11 protein-coding genes are annotated in these 13,803 nt (G+C 72.8%); 7 read left to right on the plus strand and 4 right to left on the minus strand.

The window, feature by feature from the left end; all coding sequences use genetic code 11:
- On the minus strand, positions 1-284 hold a 284-nt coding region (locus ABZZ17_RS13880), incomplete at its 3' end, for a carboxyl transferase domain-containing protein (protein WP_356875468.1).
- 487 nt (positions 285-771) lie between these two features.
- On the opposite strand from ABZZ17_RS13880, the gene ABZZ17_RS13885 reads away from it, so the two are divergent.
- From ABZZ17_RS13885 to ABZZ17_RS13900, 4 genes are all read left to right on the plus strand, one after another.
- Positions 772-3,702 carry a LuxR C-terminal-related transcriptional regulator gene (locus ABZZ17_RS13885; RefSeq protein ID WP_356875470.1) on the plus strand — a complete coding sequence of 977 codons (2,931 nt, stop codon included), beginning with the start codon at positions 772-774 and terminating at the stop codon, positions 3,700-3,702.
- Positions 3,683-4,660 carry a metallophosphoesterase gene (locus ABZZ17_RS13890; RefSeq protein ID WP_356875472.1) on the plus strand — a complete coding sequence of 326 codons (978 nt, stop codon included), beginning with the start codon at positions 3,683-3,685 and terminating at the stop codon, positions 4,658-4,660. Before ABZZ17_RS13885 ends, ABZZ17_RS13890 begins: the two co-directional genes overlap by 20 nt.
- Positions 4,657-5,397, plus strand: a complete 741-nt coding sequence (locus ABZZ17_RS13895; protein ID WP_356875474.1) for a 4'-phosphopantetheinyl transferase superfamily protein — start codon at positions 4,657-4,659, stop codon at positions 5,395-5,397. Before ABZZ17_RS13890 ends, ABZZ17_RS13895 begins: the two co-directional genes overlap by 4 nt.
- Before the next feature lie 175 nt (positions 5,398-5,572).
- On the plus strand, positions 5,573-7,234 hold the full coding sequence (locus ABZZ17_RS13900; protein WP_356875476.1) for an NAD(P)/FAD-dependent oxidoreductase: 1,662 nt from the start codon (positions 5,573-5,575) through the stop codon (positions 7,232-7,234).
- A gap of 85 nt (positions 7,235-7,319) precedes the next feature.
- Here ABZZ17_RS13900 and ABZZ17_RS13905 read toward each other — a convergent pair whose 3' ends face one another.
- The 3 genes from ABZZ17_RS13905 to ABZZ17_RS13915 form a co-directional block, all read right to left on the minus strand.
- Complete coding sequence (locus tag ABZZ17_RS13905) at positions 7,320-8,732, minus strand: class I adenylate-forming enzyme family protein (protein ID WP_356875478.1); 1,413 nt, start codon at positions 8,730-8,732, stop codon at positions 7,320-7,322.
- A gap of 314 nt (positions 8,733-9,046) precedes the next feature.
- Entirely contained in the window at positions 9,047-9,691 is a 645-nt protein-coding gene (locus ABZZ17_RS13910; protein WP_356875480.1) for a thioesterase domain-containing protein, read from the minus strand.
- Positions 9,692-9,771: 80 nt separating this feature from the next.
- On the minus strand, positions 9,772-10,344 hold the full coding sequence (locus tag ABZZ17_RS13915) for a sugar phosphate nucleotidyltransferase (RefSeq protein ID WP_356875482.1): 573 nt from the start codon (positions 10,342-10,344) through the stop codon (positions 9,772-9,774).
- Positions 10,345-10,664: 320 nt separating this feature from the next.
- On the opposite strand from ABZZ17_RS13915, the gene ABZZ17_RS13920 reads away from it, so the two are divergent.
- The 3 genes from ABZZ17_RS13920 to ABZZ17_RS13930 all read left to right on the plus strand — a co-directional run bounded on the left by ABZZ17_RS13920 (position 10,665) and on the right by ABZZ17_RS13930 (position 13,801).
- On the plus strand, positions 10,665-11,723 hold the full coding sequence (locus ABZZ17_RS13920; RefSeq protein WP_356875484.1) for an ABC transporter ATP-binding protein: 1,059 nt from the start codon (positions 10,665-10,667) through the stop codon (positions 11,721-11,723).
- Entirely contained in the window at positions 11,720-12,580 is an 861-nt protein-coding gene (locus tag ABZZ17_RS13925; RefSeq protein ID WP_356875486.1) for an ABC transporter permease, read from the plus strand. Before ABZZ17_RS13920 ends, ABZZ17_RS13925 begins: the two co-directional genes overlap by 4 nt.
- Before the next feature lie 177 nt (positions 12,581-12,757).
- Entirely contained in the window at positions 12,758-13,801 is a 1,044-nt protein-coding gene (locus ABZZ17_RS13930; protein ID WP_356875488.1) for an ACP S-malonyltransferase, read from the plus strand.
- The last annotated feature ends 2 nt before the right edge of the window (positions 13,802-13,803 follow it).

Genomic DNA, 13,803 nt, shown 5'->3' on the forward strand with positions numbered 1-13,803 from the left:
TGCGCGTACACGAAGACCGTCCGGCCCTCGACCGTCCCCCACCCCGTGATCACACCATCGGTGTAGGGCTTCTTCGCCTCCAGACCGAAACCGGTCGCCCGGTGCCGGCGCAGCTGCTCGACCTCCCGGAACGAACCCTCGTCGAGCAGGAGCGCGATCCGCTCCCGGGCGGTCAGCTTGCCCTTGGCGTGCTGCGCCTCCGTCGCCCGGTCACTCGGCCCACGCCGCGCCTCCTCACGGAGGGAGTGCAGCTCGGCCACTTTCGCGGTGAGGCTCGTCGTCATGTGCCCTCTCGACCCCTGCCCCGCGGTGCGGGCGGCTCATCGGTTCCCGCGGGCCTCCGAAGGCCCGCCCCCCACCATTGAACGAGCAGCCGCGGCGGCTTCTCCACCGCTTGCGACCCCTATTCTCCGCGCGCCCACCCCTAGAGCCGGAACTGTTGAATGCCCGTGCATTTGAGGTTTCCTTGAGGTTTCCCATCGTGACGGAACGGACTCGCGCCGATTTCGATGAACCAGACTCGACTTGGCCGCGTCTCATCTACGAAAGGAGTTCGAGCAGTTGTCCGTCCGGAAGTTGGTAGAGTTCCGTCCAACCTGCCGAACGGGAAGAACAGGTCTGCCGTTTGACCAGCGGTGAGCGCTGAATTCCATGCGCTCCTCGGGCACCCCTTCCTGCCCGCGCGGGAACTCGAAGGAATAGCCATGTCATGCCATGGAACCGACATGCAGCGTTTCGCATCTCATTGGGGAGGCTTCCACAGCCATGTTGGTGGAGCGGGATGAACAGATCGTCAAGCTGACCTCCTGGATGACCGGCGCCGCCCGGTCCCACGGCACCGCTCACGGAGCCGGACAGGCGATGCCGCACGGCCCCGCTCCCGACGACCCCTCCAGACCCGGCCGGACAGCGGTGATCAGCGGCCCGGTGGCGTCCGGCAAGACGGCACTGCTCCACCGCGTGCTGGAGCGGACGTCCGACGCGGGCGTCCGGCTCCTGAGCGCCGTGACGTCCGCCGCCGAACAGGACATCCCCTTCGGCGTGGCGGAGGAACTGCTGCGCGACACCCGGGACGCCTCCGGCCCCCTCCCGCTGCACGGGCAGCCGGGCAGTGAGGGACTCGTCCCCGCGCAGACCCTCGTGGCGTTCCACGCCCGGCTCGCGGGCCTGGCGGCACGCGGACCGCTCCTCATCGCCATCGACGACGTGCAGTACGCCGATCCGCAGTCCCTGCACTGCCTGCTGTACGCCCTCGGCCGGGCCCGCGGCACGGGGGCGGACCTCTCGCTGCTGGTGACACGTGGCCCCGACGCGGGGGCGACACCGCCGCACGTGCTGGAGGAGCTGCTCCGCCAGGCCGGGGGACCCCGCCTGCGGCTGGGCCCGCTCACCGCGCGCGGGGTGGAGGCACTGCTGGCCCACCGGACGGGGAACGCGGACCCCGCGGACTCCGGCACGGCGGCCGCGCCGGCGCACACCGCCCGCCTGGCCGCCTCCCTCCACGCGGCCACCGGCGGCAACCCGCTGCTGGTCCACAGCCTCGTCGACGAGCTGATACCCCGGCTCCGGGACGCGGAGCCGGCCGACGGGCCCGTCCACGCGGGCGAGCAGTTCCTCCAGAACGCGCTGATCTGCGTCCACCGCACCGGCATCGAGGGTCTGCGGGTCGCCCAGGGCATCGCGCTGCTGGACGACGCCGGCCCGCTGCCGCTCCTGGCCCGGCTGGTGAAGGCCGAGGAGCGCACGGTGGAACAGGTGGTCGCCGCCCTCGCCGAGGCGGGCATCCTCCACGGGGCGCGCTTCCGGCACGGGGCGGTGCGGACGGCCGTGCTGGAGAGCCTGGCCGACGACGCCGTGGCCCGGCTGCGCCGGCGGGCCGCGCGGCTGCTGTACGAAGCCGGGGCGGCGCCGGTGGCCGTCGCCGCGCACCTGCTGGGCCACGGGGCGGAGGTTCCCGACGAGGAGTGGGCCCCCGGCGTGCTGAGCGAAGCCGCGCACGCGGCGCTGGCCTCCCAGCGGATCGGGTTCGCGGTGCGCTGCCTGCGGCTGGCGGAGGAGTGCTCCCGGGACGAGCGGGAGCGGCTGCAGCTGCGTACCAGCATGGCCAAGTTCATCTGGCGGGTGAACCCCTCCGCGTGGGCCCACGAACTCCGGCCGCTGAACGCCGCCCTGCGGGACGGCACGCTGCCGGTCACCGACTCCCTGCGGCTCGTCGGCGACCTGCTGTGGAACGGCTGGATCGACGACGCGGCGACCGCCATCCAGTACGCCGTCACGGACATGCCGGGTACCGCCGACCCCACGCTCACCACCGAACTGCGCGGCGTGCGCCTCGTGCTGGCCTCCACGTACCCGACCCTGCTGGACCGGCTGGACGGCGCACTGGGGACGGCGGGGGTCGGTGCGGAGCACCCGGCGGGCGCCCCGAAGGACGGCATGACGGCCGCGATGGAGGTGCTCCAGGGTGTCCTCGGTACGCAGACGGGCACCCCGGCCGCGGACCGCCGGGACCGGGCCTCGGCGGACGAGGCGTTCACCGAGACCGCCGAGCGGATCCTCGCGGGCACCCGCCTCACCGAGGAGACCCACGTCACGGTACGGGCGTGCCTGCTGGCCCTGCTGTACGCGGACCGGCTCGGCCCGGCGGCCCTGTGGACGGACCGGCTGCTGGTGGAGGCATCCGAGCGCGACGCACCCGGATGGACCGCCGTGATGCAGGCGATGCGCGCGCACATGGCGCTGCGCCGCGGTGAACTCGTACAGGCGCGGCGCCTGGCCGAACAGGCGCTGGAGCAACTCCCGCCGCACGCCTGGGGCGTGGGCATCGGCATGCCGCTGGCCGCCCTCATCGAGGCCCGGACCGCCATGGGCGACCACGAGGCCGCGGCCGCGCTGGTGGACCACCCGGTGCCGGAGCAGATGCTGCTGACGCGCTACGGCCTGCACTACGTCTACGCGCGTGGCAGGCACCAGCTCGCCACCGGACGGCACCACGCGGCGCTCACGGACTTCATGACCTGCGGAAGGCTGATGCGCGACTGGGCCATCGACCGCTCGGGGCTGGCGCCCTGGCGGGTCGGGGTCGCGGAGGCCTCGCTGGCCCTCGGCAACCGGGAACAAGCGGAGCGGTTCGCCCGGGAGCAGCTCGCCGCCGACGCCGGACCGCGGGTACGCGGCATGGCCCTGCGCGTCCTGGCGGGCGCACGGCCCCTGCCCGACCGGCCCGCCCTGCTGGACCGGGCCGTGGCCCTGCTCCAGGAGGAGGGCGACTCCCACGAGCTCGCCCGGGCCCTGGCCGATCTCGGGGCGGCCTACGAGCGGCTCGGCGACGCGGCCCGCGGGAAGACCTGCACCCGCCGGGCGTGGCGGATCGCCGAGGCCTGCAACGGCCGGGAGGAACCCGCGCAGCCCCACCAGGGCGGCGACCAGCCCGCGCCGAGCGAGCCGCCGACGCCCGTGGCCGCCCCGCAGCCGGGCCCCGCGGGGCCGCGGCCCGCGGCGGTGTCCTCCCTGACGGACGCCGAGCGCAGGGTGGCGACGCTCGCCGCGCACGGGTACACGAACCGGGAGATCAGCGACAAGCTGTTCATCACCGTCAGCACCGTGGAACAGCATCTGACCCGGGTGTATAGGAAGATCAACATCACCCGTCGTCAAGACCTACCGGTCAGTTGGGACATCGATGTCGCGCACACTGCCTGATCCGCCCGCCCGCCCCGCTCCCGCCGACGGGTCCGCCACCGCGGCCGGACCCCGGCTGCTCGCGGTGAGCGACCTGCACATCGGGATGGCCGACAACCGGCCCATCACCGAATCCCTGCGGCCGACGCACCCGGACGACTGGCTGATCGTCGCCGGGGACGTCGGCGAGCTCAGCGAGGACATCGAGTGGGCGCTGCGCCTGCTGTCCGGACGCTTCGCCAAGGTGGTGTGGGCCCCGGGCAACCACGAGCTGTGGACGCCGCGCGAGGACCCGGTCCAGTCCCGCGGCGAGGAACGCTACCGGTACCTCGTGGAGCTGTGCCGCGGGCTGGGCGTGAGCACCCCCGAAGACCCCTGGCCGGTGTGGCGCGGCCCCGGCGGCCCCGTCGCCGTCGCCCCGCTGTTCCTGCTGTACGACTACACGTTCCGGGTGGCGGGCGTCACGACGAAGGAGGAGTCGCTGGCGCGGGCGCACGAGGCCGGTGTCGTCTGCACGGACGAGTACCTCCTGCACCCCGACCCCCACCCCGGCCGGGACGCCTGGTGCCGGGACCGGGTCGAGCGCACGCTGCGCCGGCTGGAGGCCCACGACCCCGCGGTGCCGCTGGTCCTGGTCAACCACTTCCCGCTGGTCCGCGAGCCCACCGACGTGCTGTGGCACCCGGAGTTCGCCCAGTGGTGCGGCACCGTGCTCACCACCGACTGGCACCGCAGGTTCCGTACGGCCGCCGTGGTCTACGGGCACCTGCACATCCCCCGGACCACCTGGTACGACGGGGTGCGCTTCGAGGAGGTGTCGATCGGCTACCCGCGCGAGTGGCGGCGCCGCGGCCACCCCAAGGGCCTGCTGCGGCAGATCCTGCCCTACACCGGCCTGCCCGAGGAGGGCACGGCCCGGACGGGGACCGCGGCCACCCTGCCGGGCCCCACGACCGACGACGGGAAGGCCCGGACGTGATCGAGACCCTGCTGCCCGATGCGGCGCGCGCCGACGAGGCCTTCGGGCCGGACGGATCCGCGGTCCTGTACCCGGAGGAGGCGGCCCTGGTCGCCACCGCCACGGAGGGGCGGCGCGAGGAGTTCACGACGGTACGGGGCTGCGCCCGGCGTGCGCTCAAGGCCCTCGGACTGCCGCCCGCTCCCGTCCTGCCGGGGAAGCGCAACGTGCCGCAGTGGCCCGCCGGGGTGGTGGGGGGCATGACGCACTGCGCCGGGTACCGGGCCGCCGTCCTCGCCCGGGACAGCGACCTGATGGCGGTCGGGATCGACGCCGAGCCGGACCGGCCGCTGCCCCGGGGAGTCCTGGAGTCGATCGCGCTCCCCCAGGAGCTGGCCTGGGCCCGCACCGCCCCGGTGGGCGGGGCGGCCGGGCTGTGCCGGGACCGGCTGCTGTTCAGCGCCAAGGAGGCCGTGTACAAGACCTGGTACCCCTTGGTGGGTACCGAGCTGGACTTCGAGGACGCCGCCCTGTCCTTCCGCACGGACGACGACGATCCGCGGACCGGCACCTTCCGGGCGCGGGTCCTGCGTCCGGGGACCGGCCCCGACGGCCGGCCGGTGACGGCGTTCACCGGCCGGTGGCTCGTGCGGCGCGGTCTGGTCGTGACCGCGATCGCCGTGCCCGCCCGCCGGGTGGCCGCGGCCGGCGCCAGTGCGGGCGGCGCCGCGGGCGGGGTGGGTCACCCGGGTCGATAGGGGTTGTCCGGCTCCGGGGCCGCTGCGTAGCGTGCGGGGACCGGACCGACCGTGCACGGCGGCGCGTGGGTCTCCCGCCGTCCGGTCCCGCTCCGACGCCGCGTCCCCGGCCGCGCCGGCTCGTCTCCGGTTTCCCCCTCGAAGCGATGCCGAACCGGCCCGAGAGGTACTCCAGATGACATCAGCAAGCCCGGCCCCCCTCACCATGCTCGTGCCGGACTTCCCGTTCTCCTACGACGGCTGGCTCCACCATCCGGCGGGCCTCGGGGCCCTGCCGCCGGGGCGCGCCGGAACGCCGGTGGCCGTCGTGGGCGGCGGCATGGCGGGGATGACCGCCGCCTACGAGCTGATGCGCCTCGGTCTGCGCCCGGTCGTGTACGAGGCCGGCCCGCTGGGCGGCCGGATGCGTTCGGTGCCCTTCCCGGGGCGGCCCGACTGCGTGGCGGAGATGGGCGCGATGCGCTTCCCGCTGTCGGCCCGCGCGCTGTTCCACTACATCGACCTGCTGGGGCTGCGGACCAGCCCGTTCCCCAACCCCCTCGCGGCGCACACCCCGAGCACCCTCGTCGACCTGGGCGGCGTGCGCCACACCGTGCGCCGCGCGGATCAACTGCCGGGCGTCTACCAGGAGGTGGCCGACGCCTGGGAGAAGGCGCTCCAGGAGCGGGCCGAGCTGGCGACGATGCGCGACGCGGTCCGGCGGCGCGACGTCGAGACGCTCAAGCACGTCTGGGACCGGCTGGTGCGGGAGTTCGACGACCAGTCCTTCTACGGCTTCCTCGCGACCAGTACGGCGTTCCGGTCGTTCCGGCACCGGGAGATCTTCGGGCAGGTGGGCTTCGGCACCGGCGGCTGGGACACCGACTTCCCGAACTCGCTGCTGGAGATCCTGCGCGTGGTCTACACGGGCGCCGACGACGACCAGGTGGCCATCCGCGGCGGCTCCCAGCAGGTACCGCGCGGGCTGTGGGAACACCGGCCGCGCCAGTGCGCGCACTGGCCGGCGGGCACCTCGCTGGCCTCCCTGCACGGCGGGGCGCCCCGGCCGGGGGTGCGGGCCGTCGCGCGCGACGGGGAGGAGTTCACCGTCACCGGCGCCGACGGGCGCGGGGACCGGTTCGCGGCCGTGGTGTACACCCCGCACGTGTGGACCCTGCTGAACCGTGTGGAGGCGGATCCGGAGCTGCTGAGCGCGCCGCTGTGGACGGCGGTGGAGCGGACCCACTACATGGGCTCGTCCAAGCTGTTCGTCCTGACGGACCGGCCGTTCTGGCGCGACGTGGACCCGGCCACCGGGCTGCCGGTGATGAGCATGACCCTCACCGACCGGATGCCGCGCGGGGTCTACCTGTTCGACGACGGCCCGGACCGGCCGGGGGTGATGTGCCTGTCGTACACGTGGAACGACGACTCGGCGAAGATGGCGACGCTGAGCGCACGGGAGCGGCTCGACGTGCTGCTGGAGAAGCTCGCGGCGATCTATCCCGGGCTGGACATCAGGTCGCACGTGATCGGCGATCCGCTGACCGTCACGTGGGAGAGCGAGCCGCACTTCATGGGCGCGTTCAAGTCGAACCTGCCGGGCCAGTACCGCTACCAGCGGCGGCTGTTCACGCAGTTCATGCAGCGCGGGCTGCCGGAGCGGCAGCGCGGGTTCTTCCTCTGCGGCGACGACGTGTCGTGGACGGCCGGGTTCGCGGAGGGCGCGGTGACCACGGCGCTGAACGCGGTGTGGGGCGTGGTGGACCATCTGGGCGGGGCGACCCACCCGGACAACCCCGGCCCCGGTGACCTCTTCGAGGCGCTGGCGCCCGTGGAACTGCCCTACGAGGCCTGACGCGGGACCGTGCCGGGGGCGTCAGCCCGTACGGGTGAGGGCGCCCCCGCCGGGCGGGGGCGCCCTCACCGTGCCGCCGGGACGGTCACGCCTGGGCGGCGGCCAGCTCGGTCAGCGCCTTCTTGTCGGGCTTGCCGTTGCGGTTGAGCGGGAACTGCTCCAGCACCACCACCTTGTTGGGCTGTTCGAAGGCCGGCAGCAGGGAGCACAGCCGCTCCCGCCAGTGGCCGGCGTCCCGCAGCTCCTCGTCCTCGACGAAGAACACCAGCTGCGAACCGCGCAGCTCGTCGGGCAGGGGCACGATGCGGGTGGGGCAGCCCTGGGCGGCCACCTTCCGTTCGATGAGCTCCGGGTAGAGGGTGTATCCCATCCGGTGCACGGCGAACTTGCGGCCCAGGACGTGCAGGTTGCCGTCGGCGTCGAGGTGGCCGAGGTCTCCGGTGGCCTGCCAGCCCGTGGCGTGGGCCGGGACGACGGTGCCGTCCTCGGCCACCTGTCCCAGGAGCGCGTCGGGGGTGTCGACCTCGATCTCGCCGGTCTCCCCCGCGGGCAGTTCGCCGCCGTCCTCGCCGGTGATCCGCAGGCGGATGCCCTCCATGGCCCGGCCGCAGGCGACCGGGTTGTCGAGGGTGGCGAAGGAGATGTTGCCGAGCTCCGTGGAGCCGTAACTGTCGAGGAGCGGCAGCCCGAACTCCTGCCGGTACCGCTCCACGAGCGGCGCGTCGAGGGGCGCGGCGCCGACGCAGAACATCCGGGTGTCGGCCAGGTGGGCGCGCAGCGAGGGCTTCCGGCCGATCAGGCCGAGGATGCTGCGGTAGCTGGACGGTGTCGCGTCGATGACCGTGACCCCGGCGTCGCGGGCCATGCGCAGGGCCCGGTCGAGACGGCGGTAGGGGGCGATCACCAGGGAGCAGCGGGTGAGCCAGGCGATGAGCACCATCGACAGGCCGTACTGGTGGGCGAAGGGCAGCAGCGGCATCAGCACGTCGTCGGCCCGGTGGCCGACCTGGTCCGCGTTGCGCCGGAGGTTGCGCAGGAACGAACCCCCGGACTTCACCACGCCCTTGGGGGATCCGGTGGAGCCGGAGGTCCACATGATGAGCCCGTCGGGGAGCTCGCCCCACGCGTCGAAGGACAGGGCGCTGTCCGTGGGCTCGTGGTCGGAGACGGCCACCATGAGTTCGTACAGGTGGACGGGGTCGGCGTCGGGGTAGACGGGCGTCTCGTCGTCGACGAAGGTGATCTTCACGCCGGTGCGGACGGCGATCCGGCGGGTCTCCTCGGCGTGTTCCTGCTGGTCGACGAGGACGATGGAGGCACCGACGTGCATGAGGGCGTACAGGACGCACACGTAGCTCGCCGAGTTGCCGGCCTTCAGCATGACCCGGTCGCCGAGGCCGATGCCGCGTTCGCGGATCGCCTCGGCCACCCGGAGGGCGTCCTGTTCGAACTCTTCGACGGGACGTACCGAGTCTGCTGCACATATCTTCGCGGTCATCGGTCGCACAATGTCCTTCCTCTGGGCCGGGACACGGCCGGGCGGCGTGCGGTGCGCCGGGCCGGCGGTGCGTCGGGCCCGTTCAGGGGTGGATCGCGGGATTCGCGAGCTTCACAGGGGATGCGGGGCCGGCCGGTGCCGTCCCCGTGGGTTGGTGCGGTGAGGCGTGTCGCGTGACGCGCCGCCGGCCGTGCCGTCGTCGCCGGTCACGTACGTGGACGACACAGCTCTCCACCCCGCACGCTAGGCACGGCTCCGGGGGCCGGGTACCCCTGAACGACCCCTGAGAGCCCCTGAGTACCCCTCAACACCCGTCATTCCGGGTCTGGTTCGCCGAGCGAGATGAGCTGGTCGTGGACGACGTTGACCACCTCCCTGCGGTACGACCTCAGGTAGCCCTGGGCTCCGGGGAAGACTTCCAGGTCGAAACCGCCGGACGTGCACCGCCGCCACGCCCGGACACCGGCCGGAGCGGCGTACCGGTCGTACTGGGCGGTCAGGGCGACGACCCGGCATGTCAGGGCGGGCGGGCCGAGGCTGCCGCGGTGGCCGGGGGCCGTCCGCCCGGAGACGAAGAGGGTCAACGGCGCGGCGTAGGTCTCGCGTTCCAGCCGGCACGCCACCGAGTAGGCCAGTTCGGCGCCCAGGCGGTGGCCGAAGAGGGCGAACGGCCGGTCGGCCCAGCCCCGTACCGCTTCGAAGACCTTGCCGGCGAGCAGGGCGCGCGCCGCCGGGTCGAGGTCCTCCTCCGCGGGCATGGCGGGGTACTGGACGACGAGCAGTTCCACGGTGGGCAGCAGCAGTTCGGCCATGGCGAGGTAGCAGAGCGGGGAGTTCCGTGAGCTGGGGAAGCAGATCATGCGGTAGCTGCTCTGGAGTGCGGGCTGCCGGATCTGTATCAGGCCGACCTCGTCGGGGGTGGTCTCCCCGTCGGGGGGCCGGCCGTGCGCATGGGTCATGCTCCCTGGAACTCCGCCTCGGGTGGGTGCCTTCGACTCGTGGTCGGGCGTACGGCCGACGCCTCCCGTGCGGAGGGCCTTCATGAAGGGGTCTGTGCCTCGCGGTGGTCGCCCGCGGTGCTGGAGACGACCTCCAGGCCCTGTCCGGCCAGCCACCGCAGGACGTCCTCGATCTCCGACTCGCCGTGGGCGGTGGGCCGGACGGCGTCGAGGGCCTCGTGCACGGCGTCCGTGAAGAAGTACACCCCGGCCCGGCCCGGTACGACCTGCGCCGCCGGACGGCGGCTGCGGAACTCCTCCAGCTGCCCGCCGATGCCGCCGGGGGCGAAGACGTCCCCCGGGTGCGTCACGAAGTCCTCCTCGCCCAGCCAGTCCCGCGCGGTGCGCACGGCGCGGGCGGGCCCCAGCGGCCCGCGTTGGGGGAGGTAGGTGACCGCGACGCCGAAGCGGGCGCCGTCGCCGACGGCCGCCCGTACGTCTTCGGCGGTGTCACCGAGGACGATGCCGACGTCCGTGATGCCCGCGTCGGCGATGCCCTCGATGACGTGGAACAGGACGGGTTTCCCCGACGCCGGGTGGAGCCGCACGGCAGGGGTGGCGGGCGGGGGGTGCGGACGGGAACCGGATCCCCCCGGCAGGACGAGTGCTTTCACGGGGTCTCCTCGCGAAAATGGTGAGGTGATCGGAGTTGGTCCGCCGCGATCACCCGGAGATGCTATGAGGATATTCATCGGGACCGCAATACGTGATCACCCCTATTCCCCCCTAGCGATTTCCTCATTCCCCCTAGGTCCGGGGCCTGTTGGCCCGTGGTGCGGCCTCGCGTGCTAGACAGGGCGCGCATCACTTCCGTGTCCTATTCAGTCGGCGCCCGACGCGCGGCCGGTCACGCGACATTCCCCGCGCGAACCCGCCGGACCGCCGTCGCCGCGTCCCGCTTGATTCGCAGGAACAAATGAAACCTGAACGACCCGTGGATTCCGCTGTCGTGGTCGACGGACTGGTCAAGAAGTACCGGGACCGTGACCGGCCGGCGGTGGACGGTTTGAGCTTCTCGGTCCGCAGGGGCGAGGTCTTCGGATTCCTGGGCCCGAACGGAGCCGGCAAGACGACGACCATCGGCATCCTCACCACCCGCGTCGCCCCGACGGCGGGTCGCGCGTTCGTGCAGGGCGTCGACGTCGTGGCCCATCCCGCCCAGGCCCGCCGGGCCTTCGCCGTCGTCCCGCAGCGCAACAACCTCGACCAGTCGCTGACACTGCGGCAGAACCTGACCTTCCACGCCGGCTACCACGGCATGCGGCGGGCCGAACGGAGCCGCCTGGCCGACGAATGCCTGGAGTGGGTGGGGCTCGCCGACCGCGGCAAGGACCGCGGGGACCAGCTCTCCGGCGGCCAGACCCAACGCGTCATGATCGCCCGCGCCCTGATGCACCGGCCCGACGTGCTGTTCCTGGACGAGCCGGCCAACGGGCTCGACCCGCAGGCCCGGCTGTTCATCCACGAGCGGGTCGCCGAGCTGGGCGGGCGCGGCGTGACCACCGTGCTCACCACCCACGACATGGACGAGGCGGCCCGGCTCTGTGACCGCGTCGGCATCGTGGACCACGGGCGGCTCCTCGCCCTGGACACCCCGCAGGCGCTGATGCAGAGCCTCAGCGGCACCGCCCTCACCCTGACGGTCCGGCCGGCGGAACCCGGTACGGCAGGCCCCGGCGGGGAAGCGTCCGGTGCGGCGGAGGTCATCCGCCTGCTGGAGAAGATCGAGGCGGTGACGCGGGTCGAACGGATCGAGCCGCCGCGCCCGGACGGCGCCGCGGCCGAGCCCGCGGACGGCCCGGCTCACGGTCCGGCGCTCGGCGTCGACGCACCCGTACGGCTCCGTCTCTACAGCGACGCGCCGCCCGGCGCGGTGCTTCCGGCCGCCATCACCACCCTGACGGCGGCGAGCTGCGACATCAAGGACATCAAAGTGGGGACCGCCACGCTGGAGGACGTCTTCATCGAGCTGACCGGCAGGGAGCTGCGATGAAGACCGCCACCGCCCCCGACTCCGTCTCCGACCCCGTCTCCGGGTTCCCCCGGCAGCTGCGGCCCGCGCCCACCGGCGTCCGCTCGGTGACCCGTACCTTCTTCTTCATCCTCTGGCGGGACGTCTTCGTCACCGGGCGCGAACTGGGCACCTTCCTCGCCCAGGTGCTCGTGGAGCCGTTCTTCATCCTGTTCGTCTTCGGCAAGGTCCTCGGCGAACTCGGCTACACCGGGGGCGGCTTCGAGCAGGTCCTGCTGCCGGGTGTGGTCGCGCTCAACAGTTTCCTGGTGAGCCTCCAGAACACCGCCCTCCCCCTGATCATCGACTTCTCCTGGAGCAAGGAGATCGAGGACCGGCTGCTGGCCCCGATCCCCACCACGCTGGTCGCCGTGGAGAAGCTGGTCTTCGGCATGATCCGCGGCATCATCGCCTCACTGCTGATGATCCCGATGGGTTTCCTGGTCCTCGACCACGCCTCCTGGCCGATGGACAGCTTCCCCGCCACGCTGGGCGTGCTGCTGATGGGCGCGCTGGCCGGCAGCACGGTGGGCCTGACCATCGGCACGCTCGCCCCGCCGCGGCACATCAGCATCGTCTTCGCGGTGACGCTGACCCCGCTGATGTTCACGGGCTGCACCCAGTTCCCGTGGCACGGGCTGGCGGACATCCGCTGGTTCCAGGTGCTGTGCGCCGTCAACCCGCTGACCTACGTCAGCGAGGGCATCCGCGCGCTGCTGCTGCCGCCGGGCGGACCCGGATCGATCCCGCTGGGGGTGGACCTGGCGGCGCTCACCGCGGCGATCCTGATCTTCGGGGCGATCGGCATCAAGGGCTTCCACCGCAGGGCCCAGGACTGACCCGCCCCGCCGACCCGAACCACCGTCCTTCCCCTCCCCTTCCTCTTCCCTTTCCCTTCCCGGCCTCGTGCCCGGACCGGCGCTCCGGCGCCCGGGCCGGGTGCGGGGTCTTTTCGCATCGCTTCACGGCGATTCCCTTCCCCGCACGACTTCTCCGAAGCAAAGGTATTCAGGACCATGACTCATTCCGATGCGACTGCCGCGGCAGGTGCCGCCGGCTCCTCGGACACCCGGACCGGGACCGCGATCGTATTCCCCGGCATGGGCCCCGCGTCGTTCGCCGAGGTCGGCAAGTTCCTGCTCCTCGACCCGTACGCACGGGTCCGCCTGGCGGAAGCCGACGAGGCGCTCGGGTATTCGGTGTTCGACCGTTTCCGGGACGCCGAGGAGGATTATTCCGTCGATTTCCAGATCGCGTTCCTCGTGAACTCGATGGCGCTGGCCGACCGTGCCGTGGACGCCCTCGGTGTCTCCCCGACCGTGTGCGCCGGGCCCAGCTTCGGCCAGAAGGCGACCGCGGCCTTCGTCGGGTCGCTGTCCTTCCCCGACGTGGTCCGGCTGACCGCCGAGCTGGCCCGCTGCGAGGAGGAGTACTTCTCCACCGCGTACGAGGACGTGGTCACCCACTGCTTCGTCCGTACCCCGCAGGACCGCCTGGACGAGATCCTCGCCGGGTTCGACGACCGCGGCGCCTGGTACGACTCCTCCGGCCGGCTCGACGCCGGCTTCCACATGCTGTCCGTACGGGAGAAGGACCTCGACGCCCTGACGGCGGGCATCAGCGCGGCGGGCGGCTACTCGATGTACTCGATGCGGCCGCCCGTGCACGCGGCGGCCTTCACGGCGCTGCGCCGCAAGGCGGAGGAGGAGGTCTTCGGCGCGTACCGGTTCGCCGACCCGGCGCTTCCCGTCGTCGTCGACCACGACGGCACGGTCGTACGGGACGCCGCCGGGATGCGCACGATGATGCTGGACACCTTCGACCGGCCGATCCACTGGCCGAGCATGGTGGAGTCCCTCAAGGGCCTCGATGTCGGGACGCTGTACGTGACCGGCCCCGACAACCTGTTCCACCGGCTCGACGTCACCAAGGGCAATTTCGAGGTCGTCGCGATGGGCCTGCCGAAGAAGCGGGCCCGCGAACGCGAGCGGGAGAGCGCCCTGGAGCGGTCCCGGGCGCGGCGGGCCCGGCGCGGCGCCCCGGGCCCCCTGACCGCCTGAGG

Origin of the sequence: Streptomyces sp. NPDC006512, from assembly GCF_040611935.1 — a bacterium.
GTDB lineage: Bacteria > Actinomycetota > Actinomycetes > Streptomycetales > Streptomycetaceae > Streptomyces.

What these genes read in the sequence shown, in the direction of transcription:
- ABZZ17_RS13890 (WP_356875472.1), top strand. Translation starts at nt 3,683, where the DNA reads ATGTCGCGCACACTGCCTGATCCGCCCGCCCGCCCCGCTCCCGCCGAC.
- ABZZ17_RS13925 (WP_356875486.1), top strand. Translation starts at nt 11,720, where the DNA reads ATGAAGACCGCCACCGCCCCCGACTCCGTCTCCGACCCCGTCTCCGGG.
- ABZZ17_RS13905 (WP_356875478.1), bottom strand. Translation starts at nt 8,732, where the DNA reads ATGACCGCGAAGATATGTGCAGCAGACTCGGTACGTCCCGTCGAAGAG.
- ABZZ17_RS13910 (WP_356875480.1), bottom strand. Translation starts at nt 9,691, where the DNA reads ATGACCCATGCGCACGGCCGGCCCCCCGACGGGGAGACCACCCCCGAC.
- ABZZ17_RS13930 (WP_356875488.1), top strand. Translation starts at nt 12,758, where the DNA reads ATGACTCATTCCGATGCGACTGCCGCGGCAGGTGCCGCCGGCTCCTCG.
- ABZZ17_RS13900 (WP_356875476.1), top strand. Translation starts at nt 5,573, where the DNA reads ATGACATCAGCAAGCCCGGCCCCCCTCACCATGCTCGTGCCGGACTTC.